This window comes from Sphingomonas sp. FW306-1B-B10E, assembly GCF_058782005.1.
The window spans coordinates 1-24311 of record NZ_JBYSXG010000064.1; the positions used below are offsets into that span (position 1 = coordinate 1).

Here is a 24311-nt window from a genome sequence, read left to right on the forward strand (position 1 = left end):
GCTAGTGATAGAGAAAAGGCCGGGCATCGAGCCCGACCTTTTCTTACCCACCCCTGACCCCTCCCTTGCAGGGAGGGGAGTAGAGCGGCGCCTTCACCGCTCCCGCGTCGCGGCGAACTTCACCTTCGAATAGCGGTCGGCGATGTAGCCCACTTCCCATGCCGATTTGGCGAGGAATACCGGGTTGCCGTCGCGGTCCTTGGCCATGGCGCCGCGGTTGAGCCCCATGAACTCCTCGAGATCCTTGGGGTCCGGGCTCGAGACCCACCGCGCGGTCTCGAACGGCGCCGGCTCGAGCCCTGCCGCGACCTTGTACTCGGCGTCGAGCCGGCTGAGCAGCACGTCGAGCTGGAGCTGCCCGACCACGCCGATGATCCAGTTCGAGCCGATCTCGGGATAGAAGACCTGCGTCACGCCCTCCTCGGCCATGTCGTCGAGCGCCTTGCGCAGCTGCTTGGTCTTGGTCGGATCCTTGAGCGCGACACGGCGCAGGATCTCGGGCGCGAAATTGGGCAGGCCGGTGAAACGAACATCGGCACGCTCGGACAAAGTGTCGCCCACCCGCAAGGTGCCGTGATTGGGAATGCCGATGATGTCGCCGGGGAACGCCTCGTCGGCGAGCTCGCGCTCGCGCGCGAAGAACAGGATCGGCGAGTGGATCGCGATCGGCTTGCCGTGGCCGGTCGGCGTCAGCTTCATGCCCCGCTTGAAGGTGCCCGAGCACAATCGCATGAACGCGATGCGGTCGCGGTGGTTGGGGTCCATGTTGGCCTGGACCTTGAAGATGAAGCCGGTGACTTCGTCGCGGCCGGGCTCGACCGGGGCGGGCTCGGCGGGCTGCGCACGGGGCGGCGGGGCGAAGGCGGCGAGCGCCTCGATCAGCGAATCGACGCCGAACTCCTTGAGCGCCGAGCCGAAATAGACCGGGGTGAGATCGCCATGGCGATAGGCCCCGGCGTCGAACTCGGGATAGCCGACCCCGGCGAGCTCTACCTCTTCGCGCAGCTTGGCGAGATTGTCGGCGCTGAGGATCGCGTCGAGCTGGGGATCGTCGAGCCCGGTGGTCTGGATCACCTTGCCCTGGAACTCTCGGCTGGGCCCCTCGGGCAGCAGCAGGCGCTTGGTGGCGAGGTCGTAGATGCCCTCGAAATTGCCGCCCATGCCGACCGGCCAGGTCATCGGCGTCACGTCGAGCGCGAGCAGGTTCGCAACCTCGTCGAGGATGTCGAACACTTCGCGGCCCTCGCGGTCGACCTTGTTGACGAAGGTGATGATCGGCACGTTGCGCAGCCGGCACACCTCGAACAGTTTCCGGGTCTGGCTTTCGATGCCCTTGGCGACGTCGATCACCATCACCGCCGAATCGACCGCGGTGAGCGTGCGATAGGTGTCCTCGCTGAAATCCTCGTGGCCCGGGGTGTCGAGCAGGTTGAAGGTCACGCCTTCACGCTCAAAGGTCATCACCGAGCTGGTGACCGAGATGCCGCGCTGCTGCTCGATCTTCATCCAGTCCGAGCGCGCGCGGCGGGCGGCGCCGCGCGCCTTGACCTCGCCGGCCAAGTGGATCGCGCCGCCGAACAGGAGGAGCTTCTCGGTGAGCGTGGTCTTGCCGGCGTCGGGGTGCGAGATGATCGCGAAGGTACGGCGGTCGTTGGTGTGGTCGGAAGGCATTCAGTTACTCGCGAAAATCCGTCGGGATCAGAAGTCTGGCTCGTCGCAGGCCAATAAGGCGGTCAGGTTCCGAGCGCCATGGACGATGTGAATGACTTCGACGGTGTCCGCGAGGATACGATACAGGATTAGGTAATCTCGATAGGCGCGCCGGCGGATGCCGCGATGCTGAAATTGATCCAGGAGCGGGAAAGCGGCCGGAAAATCGCCGATCGCCATAGCGCGCTCCAGCAGCACGAGGCTGAAGCTTTCCGCGCGCTCAGGATTGTCGCGGCCAATCCAATCAGCAATGTCCGCAAGTTCCTGACGCGCCGTGTGCGACAGGAAGACCTTCATGCGGTCCGCCGCGACTCACTCCGATACCGCTCGCGAAACTCTGCAATCACGTCTTCTATCGGTATCAGCCTACCCGCATCCGCATCTGCTATGCCCTGCTCGATTTTGGCATCGATCATCGCGCGCCGTGATTCGCGCTCGTGAATCAGCCGTGCGCCCTCACGCAGGAGCTCCTCGCGCGACTTGTAGACGCCGTTTTCGACAAGCTCGGCGACTGCTTGCTCCAACTTCGGTCCAAGATCGACATTGCTGCCCATCAGCCCAATATCTGCTTCTTCCCCCCCGCAATCAACCCGCCAGCGTCACCTGCATCCCGAAGCGGCGACTCTCGCCGGGGGCGAAGCGGAGGATGCCCGGCTTGTCCCAGATTTCGCCGGCGAAGCCGAGCGGATCGGCAATACCGTGCCAGGGCTCGATGCAGACGAAGCGCGCGCCGGGCTTGGTCCAGATGCCGAGCTTGGGCATGCCGGCGAAGCTGATCTCGAGGCCGGGCCCGTCACCGCCGTCGTAGCGCAGCGACTCGCTTTCGAGGCTGTTCCAGACGAGCGCGTCGTGTTCGAACAGCGCGTTGTTCAGCCGCAGTTCGCGGCCCTCGAGCGGACTGGGCGCGGTCTCGGGTGCGATTCCGCCGCCTTGCGCGATCGTCGAGAGCTCGGCCGGCTCGTCCTTTTCGAAGACGATGCGGTGCGCCGCACGCGGGCGGCCGAACGGCAACGGCCAGGCGAAGGCGGGGTGGAAGCCGAAGCTGGCGGGCATGTCGCGATCGCCGGTATTGGCGACGGTGATGTCGATGGCCAACATGGCCTGATTCAGCGTGAATGCCGCATCGAGCGTGAACGCGAACGGGTACACGGCGCGAGTCGCGTCATTGTCGGAGAGCCGGAACACTGCGCGATCGGCCGCCTGTTCGATCAGCGTGAACGGCTGACGCCGGGCGAAGCCGTGCTGGGGCAGTGCATATTGCTTGCCGTCAACGCGATAGCGGTCGTCCGCCAGCCGTCCGACGATCGGAAACAGCAACGGCGCACGGCCACTCCAGAAGGCCGGATCCGCGTCGGTCATCAGCTCGGCGCCATCGAGCGCACGGAGCGAGGACAATTCCGCGCCGAACGGGTTGATCGCGGCGTGCAGCTGGTCCGAGGCGATTTCGACGAAAGGTTCGGTCATGGCGCCGGCCCTAGCGGCGGCGCGTGAGGGTCACAACAGCGCGCCTGCCGCTGCTTGCTCGAACTCGACCGGGTCATGCGCGCAGAGGATCTTCACCTGATCGCGCCGCTCGATCGACAGCCGGCGCAGGCGTTCCTGATTGCCGAGCCGCTGGTCGCGCGCGACTTCCATCATCGTCTGATAGCCGCGCAGCCCCGGCGTGCAGTGGCGCTTCGCCTGGCGCATCTCGCCGCGGTAGAAATAGGCGTCACCGGCGTGGAGCAGCCAGCCGGCGCCGGTGTCGATCGCCACGCCGGCATGGCCCCAGGTGTGGCCGGGCAGCGGCACCAGCAGGATCTCGGGCGGCAGCCCCTCCAGCCCGCGCACCGTATCGAAGCCGAACCAGGCTTCGCCGAGACTGGTGTAGCGGCGCCAGTTGGCGACGTCGTCGAACTGCGTCGGCCGATAGCGATTGCGGGGGACGAAGCCGACCTTCGGCCCGGTCGCGGCGGCGAATTCCCTTTCCATGACGTGGACCATCGCCTGGGGGAAGTCCTCGAGCCCGCCGGCATGATCGAAGTCGAGATGGGTGAGCACGATGTGGCGCACGTCGGGCGGATCGAGCCCGAGCGCCTCGATCTGGCGAAACGCAGTCTCCTCCTCGCGCAGCTTGATGTTGAGCATCGCGCGCATCGCCCGGGTGATCCGCGCCGGGTGACGGTGCGGATGGTCGACGTCGCGCAGGCCATAGCCGGTATCGATCAGCACGAGGCCGCGCGCATCGGTCTCGATCAGCAGGCAGTGGCAGACCAGCCGCCCGGTCAGCCCGGCGCTGCGCCCGTCGAACAAGGCGCCGCCGAACGGGCAATCGGTACCGCAATTGAGGTGGTGGATGCGCATCGGCCTCCCTTTCCCCCGCGCCAACGCAGGAAAAGCGTGCCGGTTCAGGCGATTAACCCAAGTCAGGTAGTTTCGCGGTGGACCAGGAACGGCGACCAGGCCTGGTTGACCGGCATCAGCTCCAAGGAATTGATGTTGAGGTGCGGCGGCTGCTCGGCAACCCAGAGCATCGTCTTGGCGATGTCCTCGGCGGTCATCGGGTTCACGCCGGCATAGATCTTGTCGGACGCATCCTGGCTGCCGGTGCGCACCAGGCTGAACTCGGTCTCGACCATGCCCGGCTCGATCGAGCAGACGCGCACCCCGGTGCCGATCAGATCCGAGCGCAGATTGAGACTGAACTGGCGGACGAACGCCTTGGTCGCGCCGTAGACGTTGCCGCCGGGATAGGGATAATTGGCGGCGACCGACGACAGGTTGATGATCGCCCCCTTGCGCGCGACCAGCTGCGGAAGAAGCTTGTGCGTGATCGACACCAAGGCGCCGATGTTGGTGTCGATCATCGTCGTCCAGTTGGACAGGCTCGCCTGCTGCGCCGGTTCGAGCCCGAGCGCGAGGCCGGCATTGTTGATCAGCAGGTCGATCTCGCCGAAAGGCGCGGGCAGGCTCTCCAGTGCCGCGTCGCGCGCGGCCTCGTCGCGAATGTCGAATTCGAGCGTGTGGAGCGCGTCCCCCAGCTCTGACCGCAGCGCCGCCAGCCGATCGGCGCGCCGCCCGGTCCCGACGATTTTCCACCCCGCCGCGGCGAAGACCCGCGTGGCGGCCTCGCCGATGCCCGCGGTCGCGCCGGTGATCAATACGGTGGGCATGGCTCAGAACTCCTCGATGCTGCGCGGTTCGCCGAGATGCCAGCGCTCCCCGTCATAACGATCCTCATACTCGCCGAACTGGATGCGCGTTCCCTCCGGCGCGCCCAATTCGGGCAGATGCAGCCGGAGCAGTGCGCGGGCACCGTCCACGTCGGTCGCGTGCACGTCGAGGATGGTCGAGACGATCTCGTCCTCGCCCTCCTCATCCGATTCGAAATCGATGTTGCGATAGAGCGTGCCGCCACCGTCGCTGCGGCCGAACCCCGCCAGCCGCAGCTCGGCATCGATATGGATGCTGAAACGGTAATGGCGATCGAACGGGTCGAGGTCGCCCGGGAGCATGACGATCATGAACTCGGTTTCGTCCGCATCCTCCATCTTCGCCTGAAGACCCGGGAGAAACCGTTCGATCATCTTCAGCCCCTGAGACTCGCGCCGAGCTTGCCTGCCGCGGCGACCACCTTGTCGGCGACCGCCTTCAATTCGGCATCGGTGAAGCTCTTTTCGCCCGGCTGGAGCGTGACTTCGACCGCGAGGCTCTTCTGCCCCTCGGGCACGCCGGTGCCGGTGAACCGGTCGAACAGCCGCGCGTCGACGATCACTGCCTTGTCGGCACCCTTGATGGTGCGAACCAGGTCGCCCGCCGCCAGCTCGGCGGGAACGAGGAAGGCGAAGTCACGCGTCACCGCCTGGAGCGCCGGCGGGGTATAGGCCGGGCGCATGAAGCCGACACTGCGCTTAGCGGGCAGCACATCGAGATAGATCTCGACCGCGGCGACCTCGCCATCGAGGTCGAACGCCTTGAGCACCGACGGGTGGACCATCCCGAACGCGGCGAGCACGGTCTTGGGCCCGAGCCGCAAGGTCGCCGACTGACCGGGGTGATAGACGTCGCCCGCCTCGCCCATCACCTGCAGATTGGCGACCGGTGCACCGGCGGCTTCGAGCAATGCCAGCGCTTCGGCCTTGGCGTCGAACGCGCCGAACGGACGCGCCTTGCCGCTTTGCCAGCCGCGCGGATCGCGCGCGCCGGCTAGGACCAATGCCAAGGTCAGCCGCTCCTTGTCGGCGTGATAGCGGCGGCCGATCTCGAACAGGCGGACGCTGGCCGCGCCGCGCTTGACGTTGCGCTCGGCCGCGGCGAGCAGGCCGGGAAGCAGCGACGGGCGCATGACCTTCATGTCCTCGCTGATCGGATTGGCCAGCGTCCAGCCGCCGCCGCCGAACGGCGCGGCTTCGGCTTCGGAGATGAAACTCCACGTCACCGCTTCGTTGAGCCCGCGCGCCGCAGCGGTGCGGCGCAGCTTGCGCTCGAGCTTCTGCTCGGGGGTGGCGGTCGGGCGGGCGACGCCCGGGGCGCGGTCGAGCGGCGTCGAGGGTACCTTGTCGATGCCCTCGATGCGGATGACTTCCTCGACGAGGTCGGCGGGGCCATCGACGTCGCGGCGCCAGCTCGGCACGGTGACGTTCCAGTCGCCGTCGACGGTGAAGCCGAGGCTTGCGAGGATCGCCTTTTGCCGATCGGCAGCGACGACGAGGCCGCCCAATGTCTCGGCAAGGGTGGGATCGTAGCGATAGCTGCGCGGCTCGGTCGGTGCATGCCCGGCGCGGGTGACTTCGCTCGCACTGCCGCCACACAGGTCGACGACGTAGCGCGTGGCGATCGCGATACCGTCGTTGAGGAACGCAGGGTCTACTCCGCGCTCGAAGCGCGAGCGCGCGTCGCTGGTGAGATTGAGCTTCTGGCCGGTGCGGGCAATGTGGTTGGGATCGAAATACGCGCATTCGATCACCACGTCGGTGGTAGCCTCCGAGACGCCGGTGTCCTCGCCGCCCATTATCCCGCCGATATCGTGCACGCCATTGGCGTCGGCGATCACGGTGACGGTCTCGTCGAGCGTATAGGTCTTCTCGTTGAGCGCGAGCACTTGTTCGCCGGGCTTCGCCTTGCGCACGACCAAGGCGCCCGCCAGCTTCGCCTTGTCATAGACGTGCAGCGGGCGGCCGAGATCGATCATCACGTAGTTGGTGATGTCGACGAGCGCCGAGATCGGGCGCTGGCCGATCGCGTTGAGGCGGCGCTGCATCCAATCGGGCGAGGCACCATTGGTCACCCCGCTGACGGTTTGGCCGAAATAGGCCGGGCAGCCTTCGGGCGCCTCGATGCGGACTTCGGGGCCGGGGCCGCTGGCGGGGACCGGATCGACCTCGAGCGGCTTGAGCGTGCCGAGCCCCGCCGCGGCGAGGTCGCGTGCGATGCCGCGGACGCCCATGCAGTCCTGGCGGTTGGGAGTGATCGAGACGTCGATCACTGCGTCGTTGAGCCCGGCATAATCGGGATAGGAGGTGCCGATCGGCGCATCCTCGGGAAGCTCGATGATCCCGTCATGATCGTCGCCGAGCTCGAGCTCGCGCGTCGAGCACATCATGCCGTTCGATTCGACGCCGCGCACCGCGGCGACCTTGAGCTGCATGCCATTGGCCGGAACCACCGCGCCAGGCAGCCCGAGCACGCCGACCAATCCCGCGCGGGCGTTGGGCGCACCGCAGACGACCTGCAAAGGCGCGCCTTCGCCGGTGTCGACGGTCAGCACCTGGAGCTTGTCGGCCTGGGGATGGCGCTCGGCGGTGAGCACCTTGGCGACGCGGAAGCCGGCGAGTTTCTCGCCCGGATTCTCGACGCCTTCGACTTCGAGGCCGACGCGGGTCAGCGCCTCGACGATTTGGTCGAGCGACGCCGTGGTCTCGAGATGCTCCTTGAGCCAGTTGAAGGTGAATTTCATGCGCCGACTCCCCCGCTCAGCGTGGGTACGTCGAGTGCCGAGAAGCCATAATGGCGCAACCAGCGCAGGTCGCCGTCGAAGAAGGCGCGCAAATCGTCCATCCCGTATTTGAGCATCGCGAGGCGGTCGACGCCGGTGCCGAAGGCGAAGCCCTGCCATTCGCTCGGGTCGAGCCCGGCGGCGGCGATCACCTTGGGGTGGACCATTCCCGAGCCGAGCACTTCCATCCAGCCTTCGGAGCCGCCGATCACGCGCTTGCCGTTCACCACCGAATAGCCGACATCGACTTCGGCCGAGGGCTCGGTGAACGGGAAATAGCTCGGGCGCAGTCGCAGCACGATGTCGTCACGCTCGAAGAACGCCTTGAGGAAGGTCTCGAGCGTCCATTTGAGATGGCCGAGCGTGATTCCCTTGTCGATCACCAGCCCTTCGATCTGGTGGAACATCGGGGTGTGCGTCGCGTCCGAATCGGAGCGGTAGACACGGCCCGGCGCGATGATCCGAATGGGCGGCTTCTGCGCCATCATCGTACGGATCTGCACCGGGCTGGTGTGCGTGCGGAGCACCATCTTCGGCTCATGCTCGCCGGCGAGATAGAAGGTGTCGTGCATCGCCCGCGCCGGATGCGTCTCCGGGATGTTGAGCGCGGTGAAATTGTGCCAGTCGTCCTCGATCTCCGGGCCGGTGGCGACCGCGAAGCCCAAATCGGCGAAGATCTCGGCGAGCTCGTCCATTACCTGGCTGACCGGGTGCACCGAACCCGGCGCAACGCCGTCGACAGGCAGGGTCATGTCGAGCGTCTCGCTCGCCAGCCGCGCATCGAGCGCGAGCCGTTCGAGCGAAGCCTTGCGCTCGGCCAGTGCCGCGGTGACCGCCTCGCGCAGCCCGTGGATGCGCGGGCCCTGCTCCTGGCGCTCCTCGGGGCTCATGCCGCCGAGAGTCTTGAGCAGCCCGGTGATCGCGCCCTGTTTGCCGAGCGCATGGACGCGCAGCGCCTCGACCGCATCGAGGCCTGCTGCGGCGTCGATCGAGGCGAGCAGGTCGCTGCGCAATTGTTCGAGATCGGTGGTCATGAGATTCCGTTCGTGATGCGAGATGGCTCGAACCCGAGTCACAAGCTCAGGTCAAGCCCTGAGCCCAATCGATGCGTATCCTCCCCCGCCAGGGGGAGGTGGCGCCGAAGGCGACGGAGGGGGAGGTAAGCGACTCACTGCGATAGTGAGTCCTCCCCCTCCGTCAGCTTCGCTGACACCTCCCCCTGGCGGGGGAGGATATTTGGATGTCGATGCGCTCTAAAGCTACACCCGGCTGCCGAGCAGGGCGCCGCCGAAACCGATGAACATCACGCCGGTGGCGCGGTTGAACAGCTTCTGGCGATTGGCCGGGGCCAGCCATGCCGCGAGCGAGCGGCCGCCGAGCGCGTATACGCTGTACCAGAAGCCCTCGATCACCACGAAGCTCGCCATCAAGATGCCGAGCTGGAGCCAGAACGGGCGGTGCAGGTCGATGAACTGGGGGAACAATGCCGCGGCGAAGATGATCAATTTGGGATTGGACAGCCCGGTGACGAAGCCGGTGGCGTAGAGCGCGCCCGCCGAGTGGCGGGTGTGCGGATCCGCCGCGGTGGCGCCAACCGGCGCGCGCCACGCCTTGATGCCGAGCCAGATCAGATAGGCGGCGCCGGCATAGCGCAGCACGTCGAACAAGGCAGGCGACGCCTTGAGCAAGGCGCCGAGCCCGGCGGCGGAGGCGAGCAGGCAGAGCAGCACCGCGCTCATCAACCCGGCCATCGAGAAGGTGGCGCGGCGCGGCCCGTGATGGATGCTCTGCACCATCACGTGGAGCATGTTGGGGCCCGGCGTCGCCGCGATCAGGAACACCGCGGTGACGTAGAGCCACCAGGTCTGCATCGCCATGGATCGTCCCTTGTCAGGCGGTCGCGGCCTCGGGCGCCTCGGCCGCTGCCGTGGCGCCGAGCCGGTCGAGGATGCGCACCCAGGAGCGGATGCCCTTGTGGAAGCTGTTGAGGTCGTATTTCTCGTTGGGCGAGTGGATATTGTCGTCGTTGAGCGCGAAGCCGACCATCACACTGTCCATGCCGAGGATCGAGCGGATCGAATTGACCACCGGTATCGAGCCGCCGCTGGCGAGCAAGGCCGACTTGCCCCATTCGGCATTGAGCGCGGCGCGGGTCGCGGCGAGCGGCGGGCTGTCGGCGGCGAGGCTAATCGCGCGCGACCCGCCGCGCACCTTGAATTCAGCGGTACAGTCGGCGGGCAGGCGCGCGCGGACATGGTCCTCGAACGCCGCCCAGACCTGATCGGGGTCCTGATCGCCGACGAGGCGGAAGCTGATCTTGGCGTGGGCTTCGGCGGGGATCACGGTCTTGAAGCCTTCGCCGGTATAGCCGCCCCAGATGCCGTTGATCTCGGCGGTCGGGCGCGCCCAGCTCTGCTCGAGCACGCCGACGCTCGTCTCGCCGGCGGGGACGCTGAGCCCGACATCGCCGAGAAACTGCGCCGAATCGAAGCCGAGCGCGTCCCAGCTCGACTGGACCTCGGCGCTGAGCGGGTGGACGCCGTCATAGAAGCCGGGCAGCGTGACGCGGCTGTCGGCATCCTTGAGGCCGGCGAGAATGCCGGTCAGCACCTGGATCGGATTGCGTGCCGGCCCGCCATAAAGCCCCGAATGCAGGTCTCGCGAGGGGCCGTGGACGGTGACCTGCCCGCCGGCCATGCCGCGCAGCCCGATGGTGAGGCCCGGCGTCGCAGTGTCCCACATCGAAGTGTCGCAGATCAGCGCGAAGTCGGCGCGCAGCTCGTCGGCATTGGCGTGGAGGAAGGGCTCGAGGCTCTCCGAGCCCGATTCTTCCTCGCCCTCGAACAGGATCGTCACGCGGACCGGCAGGCGGCCGGCGGTCTCCTTCCACGCGCGGCACGCCTCGACGAAGGTGCGCAGCTGGCCCTTGTCGTCGGAGGCGCCGCGGCCGACGATCGCCTTGCTGCCGTCGGCGCGGGTTTCGAGCACGGGATCGAACGGGTCGCGCTTCCAGAGTTCGAGCGGGTCGACCGGCTGCACGTCGTAATGGCCGTAGAACAGCACGTGCGGCGCGTCCGAATCTTCTGGGCCGTCGTGATGTGCGACGACCATCGGGTGCCCCGGGGTCGGCGCGACGCGGGCGTCGAAGCCGAGCCCGGCAAGCTCGTCGGCAAGCATCTGCGCGGCGGCGCGGCACTGCTCGGCATAAGCCGGATCGGTGGAGATCGAGGGCACGCGCATCAGCGCGAACAGGCGGTCGAGGCTCTGGTCGAGATGGTCGTCGACATAAGCGAGCGCAGGGGCGGAGTCGGTCATCGCGACGAGCTACGCCCGGACGAGCGGCGGGGCAAGCGAGCAGACCGTGGATGCACACCCGAAGCAACTTCAATAAATAGTTATAAAGAATTAACCAATTGTTAAACTATTAACTATAGATTACTTGATTGTGCCAATTGTTTCACGCTTGCGTCTGTCACGATAATGGCAGAATGTGCCTTTTAAGAAACGAATGTCATACGGCATTCTATCTTTGGACGGGTAACGGCTTACAGTGACTCAAGTTGCGTCAGATTTGCCACGGCGATGGCTTGTTGATTTGAGCGACCCGACAAAGGTCGTCGAAAGATCGCTGCAAGCGCGCGGATATAACTTCGAGCTCGATCCGCATGTCGCTCGATAGCGAATCGCTCGCCGGGCTGCTGCGCGACTGCGAGGCGCGGCTCGTCGAGAGCCGGCGCAGCGTCGACGACGCGCTCGACCTGGTTCGCCGAGCGTCGCGTCTCACGCAGGAAGCGTCGCCCAACGGCGAGGCCCCGGCGCTCCACGCATTGCTCGATTCGCACCGCGACGAACTGGTCGGGCTGGTGCTCTCGGCGCTTGAGCAGGGCAGCAAGACCCGCGAGACGCGCGGCGACTATCTCAATTCGCTGGTCTATCGCGAAGAGGAAAACCAGTATCGCGTCGGGCGGCGCCAAGTCGGCCTCACCGAATCGGAGAAGCGCGTGCTCGACCTGCTCTGGCAGGCGATGCCGCAGCCGGTCGCGCGGCGCAGCATTCACCAGGCGCTCTATGCCGATGGCGAGCAGGCGACGATCGGGACGATCGACGTATTCGTCTCGAACCTGCGCCAGAAGCTCAAGCTCGCTAGCGGCGGACGCGACTTCATCCAGTCGGTGCGCGGCCAGGGCTGGGCGCTCAAGGCCGATTATTGCCGGACGCGCTCGGGCAATGGCGACGCCGCGGGCGCCGAGCCGGGCCGGCAGCGCGCCTGAGGATCAGGCCCTAGGCCTTGCCGCCGCGGACGAGCTGAAGCTGGAAGCGCGGGCGCGACCCGCTGTCGTGCGCGCGATCGAACCCTGTAGCATAATCGCGGATCCGCGCGCCGAGCGCCTCGGCGACCGCAGGATGGCGCTGGAGCGGGCTCGCAGCGATTTCGCCGAGCGCATGCAGCCGGCGCGCCGCGGCGGCGGTATCGAGCAGCCCGAGATTGACCAGGTCGACATAGATAGAGGAGGCGAGCAGCGCCTGCGCCTCGATCAGTGTTTCGACGATCTCGCCGAGATCTTCGGAATGGACGGGCGTTTCCATATGCCCAGATAAGAGGCGATCCGGAATCCGCGCAAACGGATTCCGGATCGCGATCGGTTCAATCCGGGACAAAGTGCGGCGGGCAGCCCCGCCGCGCGGTCACGACGCTTCGACGTTGAACTCGAGTCGGTCGGTGTCGAATCCGGCGGCCCCCGGCTCGGCGAAGATCTCGCGGTCGCGGATGCGCGGGCCGGCGGCGCGGCTGATCACGGCATGGCCCGAACCGTCGAGCACGACGCGCTCTTCGCCGACGGCGACCACGGCGCCCTTCATCGAGCCCGGCGCATAATTCACCACCAGCGCGTAGCCGCGCGGCGAATTGCAGAACTCGCGCAGCTCGCCGAGGCGATAGCCGTCGCCAGAGGGGCTGATCGCGCTCTGATGCGTCACCCGGCAGACGAGCGGCACGGTCAACTGGAGGTTGAAGGTGCCCGTCGCGACGGCTTCGGCGCTGGCCGCGGACCCGCATGACAGCAGGAATATCGCGGCGAACTTGGGGAGAGATCTGATCGGCATCGAAACACCCGTTGCTATCTGATCAGGCCTGATCTCATGTCCCGTTGAAAATATTTTCAGCCACTCTGGCAGCCGCCGCGGCGCTGGCTTCGGCGAATCCGGCAGCGGCGCAGTCCGCTTCGCGCGCCGATTGCGCGCTGCGCATCGAGAGCGGTGCCACCAACTGGATCATCCAGGGCTATGATCCGTTCGCGACCAACGTGCCGATCGCGATCTACGACGTCGTGTTCAACAACGAGGGCGGCGCGGCCTGCGCGTTCCAGCCGGTCTTCGTGGTCGACCAGGAGCCGTTCGGGCTCGCGCGCGAAGGCCGCGCCGGGCGCGTGACCTACACGCTGCTCGACCAATTCTCGAACAGCAACGCCACGCCGCTTTCGGGCCGCACGATCGCACGCGCGACGCAGCGCCCGGTCGTCGTCCAGCCGCACAGCCAGCAGCTGGTGCGCTTCCAGCTCGCGGTCGACGAGGACGGGCTGGTCGCCGACGGACTGTTCAGCCAGCGGGTGATGCTCGTCGCCGAGCAGCAGGGCCGCGGCGAGGCGCTTGCGACGCGCTCCTTCGTGCTGGGCGTCAATGTGCTGCCCTCGGCGGTGCTCGGATTATCGGGCCAGTATCGGCGCAACGGCGGGCAGGCGCTGGTCGATCTCGGCGAGCTCAAGGAAGGCGTCTCGCAGGTGCCGCTGCAGATGACGGTCGCCAGCACGCGCGCCTATCGGCTCGAATTCATTTCGAAGAACAATGGCCTGCTCAAGATGGCCAATGCCGATTGGAGCGTGCCCTATCAGCTGATGATCGGCGAGAGCACGCTCTCGCTCGCATCGACGGCCAATTATACTTCGGCGGGGACCGATCCGACGCGCGACGCGCTGCCGATGCATTTCGTGATCGGCAGCGTCGCCGGCAAGCGCGCCGGCCAGTATAGCGACCTCATCACGGTTTCGATCGCGCCGCGATGATTCGCTGATCGTACGCATTTCTGCCGGTGCCGGACGTTCCGGCGCTGCGCCGTTGGTCCTGCTGTTCCGATAGCTGTCGCGTGTCATTTCCCCCCGGATGACTCGAACGCGACAGCGCGGGCGCTCTCTTTGCCTCCACGCAGCGAGAGCGCCCGCTACCTAATAGAGAGCGACGGTTAACGTGGGATTGACGACGCGCACGGCGTCCCCGGTCAGCGCAGCGGCTTGCCGCTGTCCTTCCATTTGTCGAGGATCTGCGACTCGGGCAGCGTCGCCTCCGCATAGGCCGCGGTCGGCGTGCCGCTTTCGGCATAAGCGGGCTGGACGTCGCGCGCGGGTTCGCGGGCGACAAGCGCGGGCACCGCGACCGGGATCGCGGCGGGTGCGGGCGCCGCGGCCAAATGCGGCGCGGGGAAGGGTTCGCCGCCGCGATAGGACTGGCTGAACGCCGCCGACATGCCCCACCACCCCTTCCAGCGGTGGAACAGGTGGGCGCCGAACATGCCGGTCATCACCAGGCTGCGGTTCCACGATGGCGTCACGGCATAGGTGTGGTAATGCGTCGCCATGCCGACCGGCGCGAACACGCTGCCGGCGAGCGCCGCCCCGGCGACGCGCGCGGCGCGGTCCCAGGCGGCGCGCGACGGCATCCGCGCCATCGCCCCGTCACAGGCGAAGCTGAACTGGCAGCCGCTCTTTTCGGAGCCCTGGAAGACGACGCCGCAGACGGTGGCGGGGAAGGCGGGGTGGCGTACGCGATTGAGCACCACCTGCGCGACGGCGCGCTGACCGTCATCGGGCTCGCTCGCGGCCTCGTAATAGATCGCCTGGGTCAGGCATTGGAGCGCGCGGGCATTGTCGACGGCGCTGCCGGCGAGGTGAAAGGGCGCCGCGGGCTGAATCGACGAATCGATCACTGCGCCTTCGGGCACCGGCAGATCGGGCAGGGCAATCGTCCCGGTGGTTCCGGTCGCCGCGGCGGCCTCGTCGGGGACCGCGGTGTAGAGTGCCGAACCGGGGAAATGGTCGTCGGCCTCATAGCCGGCGCGGGCGGTCTCGGCGGTGACGCTCGGGGTGTCGAGGCTCAGCGCGTGCGCCGAGAAGCCGGCGCCGACCAGCGAGACGAGCGCCCCAGCCGCGACGCCACGCATCTGCACTCGAGTGAACCGCCGCAAAAACAAACCACACCCCGTCGTTCGTGTGGCAGTCCATATATCGACATTCGTACCCTCCCGCGCCCCTCGATTTCGGTCCGTCCCGGGGCGGAACAGCTTATGGTTAAGCTAAGGGGTGGAGGCTCCGAACGCTCCGTGCTCGTGCGAAAGCAGGAGCATTGTGGGTCAGCCGGCAGTGCCGCGGTACTTCGCGCGGAAATCGTCGGCGAAGACAGTGAGTCGTCCTTCCCCGATCGCGGCGCGCAGATCGGCCATCAACGCCTGGTAGAACCACAGATTGTGCTCGGTCATCAGCATCGCGCCGAGGATCTCGCCGGCGCGGACGAGGTGGTGGATATAGGCGCGGCTCCAGCCCGCGCAGGTCGGGCAGGCGCAGGCCGGGTCGAGCGGGCCTTCGTCCTCGGCGAACTTCGCGTTGCGGATGTTGATCGGGCCCGTGCGCGTGAATGCCTGGCCGGTGCGCCCGCTGCGGGTGGGGAGCACGCAATCGAACATGTCGACCCCACGTTCGACCGCGCCGACAATGTCGTCTGGCTTGCCCACGCCCATCAGATAGCGCGGCTTGGCGGCATCGAGCTGACCGGGGGCGTAGTCGAGCACGGCGAACATCGCTTCCTGGCCCTCGCCGACGGCAAGGCCGCCGATGGCGTAGCCGTCGAAGCCGATGTCGAGCAGCGCGTCGGCGCTTGCCTTGCGCAGCGACTCGTCGAGCGCGCCTTGCTGGATGCCGAACAGCGCATTGTTCTCGGCATGCGCGCCGCCGGCGTCGAAGGCGTCGCGGCTGCGTTTCGCCCAGCGCATCGAGCGTTCCATTGCGGCGGCCTGGACGTCGCGCGTCGAGGTTGTCGGGACGAGTTCATCGAACGCCATGACGATGTTCGAGCCCAATAGCCGCTGGATCTCCATCGAGCGCTCGGGGCTGAGCATGTGGCGGGTGCCGTCCAAGTGCGATTTGAAGACGATGCCTTCCTCGCTGCGCTTGGTCAGTTCGGACAGGCTCATCACCTGATAACCGCCCGAATCGGTGAGGATCGGGCGATCCCAACCCATGAATTTATGGAGCCCGCCCAGTCGCGCCACGCGCTCGGCCGAGGGGCGGAGCATCAAATGATAGGTGTTGCCGAGCAGGATGTCGGCGCCCGAGGCGCGGACGTCCTGCGGCTTGACCGCCTTGACCGTAGCGGCGGTGCCGACCGGCATGAAGGCGGGGGTACGGATCTCGCCGCGCTGCATCGCGATCGTGCCCTGCCGGGCCTTGCCGTCGGTGGCGTGGATGGTGAAGTGGAAACGGGGGGGTGCGGCTGTCATGGCGCGTTGCCTTGGCGTTTTCGCGAACCTGAGTCCATGTTTCCCTCTCCCCTTGTGGGAGAGGGAGGGAGCCGACGAAGTCGGCGGAAGGGTGAGGGGGCTGGGACTCTCTCCCCCTCGCCCTTCCCTCTCCCACAAGGGAGAGGGAGTTTTTGAGGATCGAATATGCCCAACGAAACCACCGAGCATCTCCGCGAAATGGCGGCGCATCGCGGGTTGAAGCTGGTCGCGTCGCGGCGGCGTAAGCCGGGCGGCGACTTCGGCAAATATGGGCTCAATGGCGCGCAAGGCGAAGCGGTGTTCGGGGTGGGCGCCGACGGTCTCACCGCCAGCGCCGACGAAATCCAAGACTATCTGCGCGGCGCGACGAGCAATGCGTGGAGCAAGTCGGCGGGGTCGGCGAGGCCGCGCCCGAGGCCCAAAGCCGAGCCCAAGGCGAAGCCGGCGCCCAAACCCAAGCCGAAGCCGCGCTTCAAGGTGAAAGTCGACAATCTGCTCACCGGATTGCCCGCCGCGAAGCGTGCCGAGGCGTTCACCGAGCTGGTCGCGCGGCCGGGGGTGCGCGTCGAGCGGATCGTCTCGCGCGGGCAGGCGACGCCCGAGGACGCGCCGATGGTGCAGGCGCAGGACGAATGGGTGCTGTTGCTCGAAGGCGCCGCGGGGCTGCGCATCGAGGATTCGGACGAAGTGACGCTGCACGCCGGCGATCATGTCTGGATCGCCGCGGGGCAAAAGCATTGGGTGACATGGACCGCGAAGGACCGTCCGAGTGTTTGGCTGGCAGTGCATGTCGAGTGAGGAGCGGACAAATGGCGAGCGAACCCACCAATCCGGGCGATGACGCCGCGCCGGGCACGCCCGGGACCGGCGAGAATGTCTGCCCGCGCTGCGCCGGCTCGGGCGAGGCCGATGGCGGAACCTGTCCGGACTGCGGCGGCAGCGGCAAGGTGATCGAGGGGATTGGCGGCGGGTGAGGCGCCTACTGCTACCGAGCGTCAGCCCCGGTGCGCGGCGACATAGTCGAGGATGTCCTGCGGGCCGCGGAACAGCGTGTCGGGGGCGTGGGCGGTGAGGACCTTCTCGCTGGCATAGCCCCACAGCACCGCCCCGGCGCGCATGCCGACTTCGCGCGCGGCGTCGATGTCGCGAGTCTCGTCGCCGATCGCCAGCGCGGCGGCGGCGGGGGTCGCCATCTTCTTGAGCACGCGGCGGAACTTGGGTGCCTTGCCGAACAGCGACGAGCCGCAGGCATAGCAATCGATCCGCGCGGCATGGCGTTCGCCGAGGATTTTCCGAGCATTGGCTTCGGAGTTGGAGGTGACCAGGGCGATCTTGACGCCGGTCGCGGCGAGCTGCTCGAGCAGATCGGGCGTACCCGGGAAAAGCTCGATCTGATGCGCATTGGCGCCGACCAGCTTGCGCAGATGCCGCGCGATCAGCGGCATCTTCCAGCGCGCGATGCCGAGAAACTCGATCACTTCGCGCGAGCTGCGATGGCGCAGCATCTCGACTTCATCGGGCGCGACGGTGCGGAAGCGGAAGCGCCGGGCGAGCTGGTCGACCACCGACAGGAACCAGTCGCCGCTGTCGGACAAGGTGCCGTCGAAATCGAAGATTACCAGCCGGATCGGCGGACCCTTGGCAGCGGGCAGGGGCGGTGCGTCAGCCATGGGCGTGGCCGTGCATCCGGCATTCGGCCCCTTCGCCGAGCTCGATCTGGACGGTGGTGTGATCGATCCGGAAATCGTGCGCCAGCCGGTGCTGGAGGTCGATCAGGAACGCGTCGCCGGGATGGCCGCCCGGCATCACAAGGTGCGCGGTCAGCGCGGCCTCGGACGTGCTCATCGGCCAGATGTGCAGGTCGTGGACGCGCGCCACGCCGGGCAGGCCGATCAGCGCCTGTTCGACCGCCTCGGCGTCGATCCCTTCGGGAACGGCCTGGAGCACCATGGTCAGCGATTCGCGGGCGAGGCCCCAGGTGCTCCACAGGATCACCGCGACGATGACCAGGCTGATCGCCGGATCGATCCATTGCGCGCCGGTGAGCAGGATCAGCCCGCCGCCGATCACCACCCCGGCCGAGACCGCGGCGTCGGCGGCCATGTGCAGATAGGCGCCGCGGATGTTGAGGTCGCCCTTGCGCCCCCGCGCGAACAGCAAAGCGGTGCCGAGATTGACGACAATGCCCACCGCGGCGATCGCCATCACCGCGCCGCCCGGGACTTCAGCGGGACTGGCGAAGCGCTGGATCGCCTCGAGCGCGATCGCGCCGACCGCGACGAGCAGCAGCAGCGAATTGGTGAGCGCCGCGAGGATCGAGCTGCCGCGCAGCCCGTAGGTGAAGCGGCGCGAGGCGGGGCGCTTGGCCAGCTCTGCCCCCGCCCAGGCAACGAGCAGCCCGAGCACGTCGGAGAGATTGTGCCCGGCATCGGCGAGCAGCGCGACCGAATCGGTCAGGAAGCCGGCAGCGCCCTCGATCGCGACGAAGCCGATGTTGAGTGCGGCGCCCAAAGCGAAGGCGCGACCGAAATCGACCGGCGCATGGCCGTGCGAATGATCGTGGTCGTGATGTCCCGCCATCAGGGCCGTTTAGCCGGGCATGTGCATGAGATGCTAGGACCTCAATTGCGGGGTTTGTTGCGGGGCTTGCCCATCGCACGCCCGCGCCGGTCGCGATCGAACATCTGCGGGCGCAAGGTCAGCAACTCGCTGCGCACGAGTACGCCGTCCTTGTTGGTGTCGAATCGCGTGAAGAGCAGGTCGAAGCGCGCGGCGAGCTCGTCCCAAGTGATGCGGTTGTCACCGTCGCGGTCGATCTCGAAAGGGCTGGGCAGCGTGTTGCGGTCGCCGAGCCAGCGTTCGGACCAGTCCGAATAGGCGATATAGCCGAGCGAGCCAGTCTTGGCGGTGTCGACGCTGTCGAAGCTGTGGCGCAGCCCGGCGTCGAATTCGGCGCGGCTGACCCGGGCGTCGCCGTCGCGATCGAACGCCGCGATCATCATCGCGACCGGCTCGGCCATCACCGTCGCGGCGGGCTGGGCCTGGGGGCCGGGCACCACCGGAGTCACCGGAACCTGCTGGGCGAATGCGGGACCCGCGGCGAATGCGGCGAACAACAGGGGCAGGCGCATCCTCGTCCTTTCGTCAGGGCAGCAACAGGCTGGCATCGCCATAGCTATAGAAGCGGTAGCCGGTGGCAATGGCATGCGCGTAGGCGGCCTGCATCCGCTCCAGCCCCATCAGCGCCGATACCAGCATGAACAGGGTCGAGCGCGGCAGATGGAAGTTGGTCAACAGCCCGTCGACGCCCTTGAAGCGATAGCCGGGAGTGATGAAGATCGCAGTGTCGCCTTCGAAGGGGGCGATTGTGCCGTCGTCGCGCGCGGCGCTCTCGATCAGGCGCAGGCTGGTGGTGCCGACCGCGATGACGCGGCCGCCCGCGGCGCGGACCGCGTTAAGGCGGTCGGCGGTCACCGCGTCGATCCTGCCCCATTCGGCATGCATCCGGTGCGCGTCGGTGTCCTCGGCTTTGACCGGCAGGAAGGTGCCCGCGCCGACATGGAGCGTCAGCGTTGCGTGGCCGATGCCGGCGGCGTGGAGCGCGGCGAGGAGCTCGGGGGTGAAATGGAGCGCGGCGGTGGGGGCGGCGACGGCACCGGGCTCGGCGGCGAACATCGTCTGGTAATCGTCGGCGTCGCGCGCGTCGGTAGGGCGCTTCGAAGCGATATAGGGCGGCAGCGGCATGCGGCCGCAGCGTTCGAGGAGCAATTCGACCGGCTCGTCGCCGGCGAAATCGAGCGCGAAGCTGCCGTCTTCGGCGCGATCCGACGCGGTGGCAGTGACGCCCTGGCCGAAATCGACTTGGTCGCCTTCGCGCAGGCGCTTGGCGTTGCGGATGAAGGCGCGCCAGCGGCGCGACCCCTCGCGCTTGTGCAGGGTCGCGCCGATGCGGGCCTCGCCGCGCAGGCCCTCGAGCTGGGCAGGGATGACGCGGGTGTCGTTGAAGACGAGCAGGTCGCCCTTGCGCAGGCTAGCCGGCAAGTCGCGCACGCTTAGGTCGCGCGTCGCGGCGCCGTCGAGCACGAGCAGGCGCGCGGAGTCGCGCGGGCTTGCGGGACGGAGCGCGATCCGCTCCGCCGGCAGCTCGAAGTCGAAGAGGTCGACGTTCACCTAATTACTGGTCGCTCACTGGGGCAATGTGACCTTGGTCTCGCCTTCCGGCAGCGCCGGCGCGGTGACCGGGGCGGGCTGGTACGGCGGGGGATTGTCCGCGGCGACATACGCATGGACGATGCGGGTCGGGTTCGCCGGCGGCTCGCCGCGCTCGATCTTGTCGACCCAGGCCATGCCGGCGACGACGCGGCCGAACACAGTATAGTCATGGTCGAAGCCGAGGCGCGGGCCGAACATGATGAAGAACTGGCTGTTGGCGCTGTTGGGATCCTGGGTGCGCGCCGCCGACACCGCGCCGCGGACATGCGGCAGGTTGTTGAATTCGGCCGGCACGTCGGGGAGCTTGGACTCGCCGGTGCCGGTGCCGGTGGGATCGCCGCCCTGCGCCATGTTCTCGGGCGCGTCGATCACGCGGTGGAAGATCGTGCCGTCATAGAAATGCTGGCGGGTGAGCGTCTTGACCTGCGCGACCATCTTGGGCGCGACATCGGGACGCAGTCGGATGGTGACGCGCCCGCCGGTCGACAAATCGAGGATCCAGGTATTCTCGGGATCGGCGGCGACCGCGGTGGCGACCGCGGCGTTGGGATCGGCGGTGACGCCCTTGAGCGTCTCGACCTCGGGCTTGGCGGGCGGGCCCTTTTGCGCGGCGGCGGGAACTGCGAACAACAAAGCGGCACCAGCGGCCAAGGCGGTAACGAAACGCATCAACATCCCCACTCGGATCTTCTTGTCGGAACAGGGTCTAGAACAAAGGTGTGGCGGCGGAAAGGCAGCGAATACAGCCGGGCGCCTAGGAGCCCTTGCGGCCGATCTCGGCGACGCGGCGCGCGACATCGGCCTCGACCGCGGGACTGACGAACTTGCGGATCGCGCCGCCATATAGCGCGATTTCCTTGACCAGCCGGCTGGCGATCGGCTGGAGCGAGACGTCAGCCATCAGGAAGACCGTCTCGACGCGGTCGTTCAGCTGCTGGTTCATCCCCGCCATCTGATATTCATATTCGAAGTCCGCGACGGCGCGCAGCCCGCGGACGATCATGCTGGCGCCTTCGCGCTCGGCAAAGTCCATCAGCAGCGAATCGAAGCTGACGACGTGGATCTCGCCGCCGATATCGGCAGTCTCGCGCCTGACCATGTCGAGCCGCTCTTCGATCGTGAACATCGGCGACTTGGACGGATTGGTGGTCACGCCGATCACCAGCCGGTCGACGAGCTTCGCGCCGCGGCGGATGATGTCCATATGGCCGCGGGTGATCGGATCGAAAGTGCCGGGATAGACGCCGATGCGGGTGGTCATCGATCCCTCTCCAAGGTGTAGCGCGCCAAGTCGCGGAGCAGGTCCGCCTCGGCGCCATAAGGCTTGAGGTGCTCGATCGCCTGGTCGACCAGCAATTTGGCTTGGGCGCGGGCCCGGTCGAGTCCGAGCAGCGAGAGGAAGGTCTCCTTGCCGGCCTGGTCGTCCTTGCGCAATTTCTTGCCGGCAAGCGCTTCGTCACCCTCGGCATCGAGGATGTCGTCGGCGATCTGGAAGGCGAGCCCGATGTCGCGGGCATAACCGCGCAGGCCGGTGCGGCCCTCGATCGGCAGGCGGCCGAGGATCGCGCCGCACTCGACCGCGCAGCCGATCAGCGCGCCGGTCTTCATCGCCTGGAGCCGCGTCACCGTCGGCAAGTCGAAGCTCGTTTTCTCAGCCTCGAGGTCCATCATCTGGCCGCCCGCCATTCCCGCTGGCCCCGAGGCCTGGGCAAGCGCGCCGACCAGTTCGATGCGGACGAACGGGTCGGGATGCGTCGCGTCGTCCGCGAGGAGCTCGAAGGCGAGCGCGTGGAGGCAGTCGCCGGCGAGGATTGCGGTGGCCTCGTCGAACGCCTTGTGCACCGTCGGCTTGCCGCGACGCAGATCGTCATCGTCCATCGCCGGCAGGTCGTCGTGGATCAGCGAATAGACATGGATGCATTCGAGCGCGGTGGCGACACGCGCGATCGCGGCGCGGTTGACCCCGAACAGGCCTGCGGTGCCGAAGACGAGCAAAGGCCGCAGCCTCTTGCCGCCGCCGATCGCTGCGTGGCGCATCGCGCGGTAGAGCCCCTGGCGGGGATCGTCGGGGACGGCGAGCAGCAGGTCGAACTGGCGATCGATCTCGGTGGAGACCTGCCGGAGCGCCGCCTGGAGCGCGAGGGACGCATCGGCCACGCTCGCCACTCGCTCAGCCGGCCGCGAACGGCGCGGTGCCGACCGCGCGGCCCTGCGCGTCGGTGCGGATCGCCTCGATGCGCGCCTGGGCCGAATCGAGCCGCGCGGCGCATTGACGGCGAAGCTGGTCGCCGCGTTCGTACAGGTCGATCGCCTCCTGGAGCTGGGCGTCGCCGCTCTCGAGCCGGCCGACGATCCGCTCGAGCTCCTTCAGGGCTTCCTCGAAGGAGAGTTCGGTGATGTGCGCGTCGTCTGCCATGGCGACGCTATGCGGCAGGGCGGGCGGGGATTGCAACCGCGGAACCGCGCCACATGTTGGGCGCGAAGCTTCGAGGAGACACGCGCCATGTTCACCAGCATCAATCCTGCGACCGGCGAGGCCGGGGAGCGCTTCGAGGAACTCGATGCCGACGGCGTCGAGCTGGCGCTGACGCGCGCGCAGACCGCGTTCGAGGCTTGGCGCCACTCGCCGCTCGACCAGCGCACGGCGCTGCTGACCGCGATCGCCGATCAATGGGAAGCGAACAAGCAGCATCTCGCCGAGACCGCGGTCAAGGAGATGGGCAAGCCGATCACCGGAGCGATCTCCGAGGTCGAGAAGTGCGTATCGGGGTTCCGGCATTATGCCGAGCACGGCCCGCGCTATCTCGAGCCCAGCGAGGTCAAGACCCCGACCGGGCATGCGATGGCGCGCTGGCTGCCGATGGGGCCGGTGCTCGCGATCATGCCGTGGAATTTCCCGTATTGGCAAGTCGTGCGCTTCCTCGCGCCGACGATCATGGCGGGCAATGTCGCGCTGCTGAAGCACGCGTCGAGCGTGCAGGGCTGCGCGGCGCTGATGCAGCAACTGGCGAGCGCGGCGGGGGCGCCCGACGGTCTCTTCCAGAACCTCGCGATCAAGTCCGACAAGGTCTCGGACCTCATCGCTGACAAGCGCGTGGTCGCGGTGACCTTGACCGGGAGCGAGGGTGCCGGCGCCAAGGTGGCGGCGGCGGCGGGCAAGGCGCTCAAGAAGGTGGTGCTCGAGCTTGGCGGGTCGGACCCGCTGATCGTGATGCCCTCGGCCGATCTCGACCTGGCGGCGAAGACCGCAGTGACCGCGCGGGTGCAGAATGCCGGGCAGAGCTGCATCTGCGCCAAGCGGATGATCGTCCATGCCGAGGTCTATGATGCGTTTCTCGAGAAGTTCGTGGCGGGGATGAAGGCGGTGCGGATCGGCGATCCGATGGACGCGGATACGGTGATGGGGCCGCTGTCGAGCGTGGAACAGCGCGACACGGTGCTCGAGCAGGTCGCGCGCGCCACCGCGGCGGGAGCGGAGTTGCTGCTCGGCGCCGAGAAGATCGATCGCGAGGGCGCATGGATGACCCCCGGCGTGCTGGTCGGGCTCGATCCCGAGAGCGACGTCGCCAAGGAGGAGATCTTCGGACCCGTCGCGGCGGTGTACAAGGCCGACGACATTGACGCCGCGATCGCGCTGGCGAACGACGTGCCCTATGGGCTGGGCTCGGCGGTGTGGACCACCGAAGAGGTCGAGATCGAGCGGTTCGCGCGCGACATCCAATCGGGGATGACCGCGGTCAATTCGCTGCTCGCCTCGACGCCCGAGGCGCCGTTCGGGGGCGTGAAGCTGTCCGGGCACGGCCGCGAGCTCGGGCCGTGGGGGATGCACGAATTCATGAACCTGAAGGCAGTGATGTTCGGCGGGGGGAAAGC

Annotated in this window: 28 protein-coding genes; 5 read left to right on the forward strand and 23 right to left on the reverse strand. The window is 67.4% G+C overall.

What is annotated here, in order from left to right; all coding sequences use genetic code 11:
* Positions 1-93: 93 nt before the first annotated feature.
* The 11 genes from AC3WJI_RS18880 to AC3WJI_RS18930 all read right to left on the reverse strand — a co-directional run bounded on the left by AC3WJI_RS18880 (position 94) and on the right by AC3WJI_RS18930 (position 10999).
* A complete protein-coding gene (locus AC3WJI_RS18880) occupies positions 94-1671 on the reverse strand; it encodes a peptide chain release factor 3 (RefSeq protein WP_492758839.1) in 1578 nt (525 codons plus the stop codon).
* Positions 1672-1698: 27 nt separating this feature from the next.
* Positions 1699-2007, reverse strand: coding sequence for a type II toxin-antitoxin system RelE/ParE family toxin (locus tag AC3WJI_RS18885; protein WP_492758840.1), 309 nt, complete (start codon positions 2005-2007; stop codon positions 1699-1701).
* The gene (locus AC3WJI_RS18890; protein WP_492758841.1) at positions 2004-2264 is read right to left on the reverse strand and encodes a type II toxin-antitoxin system ParD family antitoxin; all 261 of its coding nucleotides are present in this window, start codon (positions 2262-2264) and stop codon (positions 2004-2006) included. Before AC3WJI_RS18890 ends, AC3WJI_RS18885 begins: the two co-directional genes overlap by 4 nt.
* A gap of 31 nt (positions 2265-2295) precedes the next feature.
* The gene (locus AC3WJI_RS18895) at positions 2296-3174 is read right to left on the reverse strand and encodes an aldose 1-epimerase family protein (protein ID WP_492758842.1); all 879 of its coding nucleotides are present in this window, start codon (positions 3172-3174) and stop codon (positions 2296-2298) included.
* 30 nt (positions 3175-3204) lie between these two features.
* Positions 3205-4053: an MBL fold metallo-hydrolase gene (locus AC3WJI_RS18900; RefSeq protein ID WP_492758843.1), complete on the reverse strand. Its 849-nt coding sequence runs from the start codon at positions 4051-4053 to the stop codon at positions 3205-3207.
* A 62-nt stretch (positions 4054-4115) separates the two neighbouring features.
* Positions 4116-4862, reverse strand: a complete 747-nt coding sequence (locus AC3WJI_RS18905; RefSeq protein ID WP_492758844.1) for an SDR family NAD(P)-dependent oxidoreductase — start codon at positions 4860-4862, stop codon at positions 4116-4118.
* A gap of 3 nt (positions 4863-4865) precedes the next feature.
* A complete protein-coding gene (locus AC3WJI_RS18910; protein ID WP_492758845.1) occupies positions 4866-5276 on the reverse strand; it encodes a hypothetical protein in 411 nt (136 codons plus the stop codon).
* 2 nt (positions 5277-5278) lie between these two features.
* Positions 5279-7645, reverse strand: coding sequence for a phenylalanine--tRNA ligase subunit beta (pheT, locus tag AC3WJI_RS18915; protein ID WP_492758846.1), 2367 nt, complete (start codon positions 7643-7645; stop codon positions 5279-5281).
* Positions 7642-8718, reverse strand: coding sequence for a phenylalanine--tRNA ligase subunit alpha (pheS, locus tag AC3WJI_RS18920; protein WP_492758847.1), 1077 nt, complete (start codon positions 8716-8718; stop codon positions 7642-7644). The genes pheT and pheS overlap by 4 nt, the downstream gene beginning before the upstream one ends.
* A 225-nt stretch (positions 8719-8943) precedes the next feature.
* On the reverse strand, positions 8944-9561 hold the full coding sequence (locus tag AC3WJI_RS18925; protein ID WP_492758848.1) for a LysE family translocator: 618 nt from the start codon (positions 9559-9561) through the stop codon (positions 8944-8946).
* A gap of 13 nt (positions 9562-9574) precedes the next feature.
* Positions 9575-10999, reverse strand: a complete 1425-nt coding sequence (locus AC3WJI_RS18930; RefSeq protein WP_492758849.1) for a M20/M25/M40 family metallo-hydrolase — start codon at positions 10997-10999, stop codon at positions 9575-9577.
* A gap of 350 nt (positions 11000-11349) precedes the next feature.
* On the opposite strand from AC3WJI_RS18930, the gene AC3WJI_RS18935 reads away from it, so the two are divergent.
* Complete coding sequence (locus tag AC3WJI_RS18935; RefSeq protein ID WP_492758850.1) at positions 11350-11955, forward strand: helix-turn-helix domain-containing protein; 606 nt, start codon at positions 11350-11352, stop codon at positions 11953-11955.
* 10 nt (positions 11956-11965) lie between these two features.
* On the opposite strand, the gene AC3WJI_RS18940 is transcribed toward AC3WJI_RS18935, so the two are convergent.
* Both AC3WJI_RS18940 and AC3WJI_RS18945 read right to left on the reverse strand, forming a co-directional pair.
* Positions 11966-12271 (reverse strand): hypothetical protein, encoded by a 306-nt coding sequence (locus AC3WJI_RS18940; protein WP_492758851.1) that lies wholly within the window; start codon positions 12269-12271, stop codon positions 11966-11968.
* Between the two features lie 99 nt (positions 12272-12370).
* Entirely contained in the window at positions 12371-12787 is a 417-nt protein-coding gene (locus tag AC3WJI_RS18945; RefSeq protein ID WP_492758852.1) for a hypothetical protein, read from the reverse strand.
* 44 nt (positions 12788-12831) lie between these two features.
* Here AC3WJI_RS18945 and AC3WJI_RS18950 point away from each other — a divergent pair, with 44 nt between their 5' ends.
* Entirely contained in the window at positions 12832-13743 is a 912-nt protein-coding gene (locus AC3WJI_RS18950) for a hypothetical protein (RefSeq protein ID WP_492758853.1), read from the forward strand.
* Positions 13744-13955: 212 nt separating this feature from the next.
* On the opposite strand, the gene AC3WJI_RS18955 is transcribed toward AC3WJI_RS18950, so the two are convergent.
* Both AC3WJI_RS18955 and tgt read right to left on the reverse strand, forming a co-directional pair.
* On the reverse strand, positions 13956-14894 hold the full coding sequence (locus AC3WJI_RS18955) for a cell wall hydrolase (RefSeq protein ID WP_492758866.1): 939 nt from the start codon (positions 14892-14894) through the stop codon (positions 13956-13958).
* 189 nt (positions 14895-15083) lie between these two features.
* The gene (tgt, locus tag AC3WJI_RS18960) at positions 15084-16226 is read right to left on the reverse strand and encodes a tRNA guanosine(34) transglycosylase Tgt (RefSeq protein ID WP_492758854.1); all 1143 of its coding nucleotides are present in this window, start codon (positions 16224-16226) and stop codon (positions 15084-15086) included.
* 165 nt (positions 16227-16391) lie between these two features.
* On the opposite strand from tgt, the gene AC3WJI_RS18965 reads away from it, so the two are divergent.
* Positions 16392-17024: a cupin domain-containing protein gene (locus AC3WJI_RS18965; RefSeq protein WP_492758855.1), complete on the forward strand. Its 633-nt coding sequence runs from the start codon at positions 16392-16394 to the stop codon at positions 17022-17024.
* Between the two features lie 11 nt (positions 17025-17035).
* Positions 17036-17200, forward strand: coding sequence for a hypothetical protein (locus AC3WJI_RS18970; protein WP_492758856.1), 165 nt, complete (start codon positions 17036-17038; stop codon positions 17198-17200).
* Between the two features lie 21 nt (positions 17201-17221).
* Here the strand turns inward: AC3WJI_RS18970 and AC3WJI_RS18975 are convergent, their stop codons facing one another.
* The 8 genes from AC3WJI_RS18975 to AC3WJI_RS19010 all read right to left on the reverse strand — a co-directional run bounded on the left by AC3WJI_RS18975 (position 17222) and on the right by AC3WJI_RS19010 (position 22854).
* Positions 17222-17896, reverse strand: coding sequence for an HAD-IA family hydrolase (locus AC3WJI_RS18975; RefSeq protein WP_492758857.1), 675 nt, complete (start codon positions 17894-17896; stop codon positions 17222-17224).
* A complete protein-coding gene (locus tag AC3WJI_RS18980; RefSeq protein ID WP_492758858.1) occupies positions 17889-18806 on the reverse strand; it encodes a cation diffusion facilitator family transporter in 918 nt (305 codons plus the stop codon). Before AC3WJI_RS18980 ends, AC3WJI_RS18975 begins: the two co-directional genes overlap by 8 nt.
* 41 nt (positions 18807-18847) lie before the next feature.
* Positions 18848-19357 (reverse strand): EF-hand domain-containing protein, encoded by a 510-nt coding sequence (locus tag AC3WJI_RS18985; RefSeq protein ID WP_492758859.1) that lies wholly within the window; start codon positions 19355-19357, stop codon positions 18848-18850.
* A 13-nt stretch (positions 19358-19370) separates the two neighbouring features.
* The gene (gene queA / locus AC3WJI_RS18990) at positions 19371-20396 is read right to left on the reverse strand and encodes a tRNA preQ1(34) S-adenosylmethionine ribosyltransferase-isomerase QueA (RefSeq protein ID WP_492758860.1); all 1026 of its coding nucleotides are present in this window, start codon (positions 20394-20396) and stop codon (positions 19371-19373) included.
* 15 nt (positions 20397-20411) lie between these two features.
* A complete protein-coding gene (locus tag AC3WJI_RS18995) occupies positions 20412-21107 on the reverse strand; it encodes a peptidylprolyl isomerase (protein WP_492758861.1) in 696 nt (231 codons plus the stop codon).
* Positions 21108-21192: 85 nt separating this feature from the next.
* Positions 21193-21699, reverse strand: a complete 507-nt coding sequence (gene coaD / locus AC3WJI_RS19000) for a pantetheine-phosphate adenylyltransferase (RefSeq protein ID WP_492758862.1) — start codon at positions 21697-21699, stop codon at positions 21193-21195.
* Positions 21696-22604: a polyprenyl synthetase family protein gene (locus AC3WJI_RS19005; protein WP_492758863.1), complete on the reverse strand. Its 909-nt coding sequence runs from the start codon at positions 22602-22604 to the stop codon at positions 21696-21698. The genes coaD and AC3WJI_RS19005 overlap by 4 nt, the downstream gene beginning before the upstream one ends.
* Before the next feature lie 4 nt (positions 22605-22608).
* Positions 22609-22854, reverse strand: coding sequence for an exodeoxyribonuclease VII small subunit (locus AC3WJI_RS19010; RefSeq protein ID WP_492758864.1), 246 nt, complete (start codon positions 22852-22854; stop codon positions 22609-22611).
* Between the two features lie 87 nt (positions 22855-22941).
* On the opposite strand from AC3WJI_RS19010, the gene AC3WJI_RS19015 reads away from it, so the two are divergent.
* On the forward strand, positions 22942-24311 hold a 1370-nt coding region (locus tag AC3WJI_RS19015; RefSeq protein ID WP_492758865.1), incomplete at its 3' end, for an NAD-dependent succinate-semialdehyde dehydrogenase.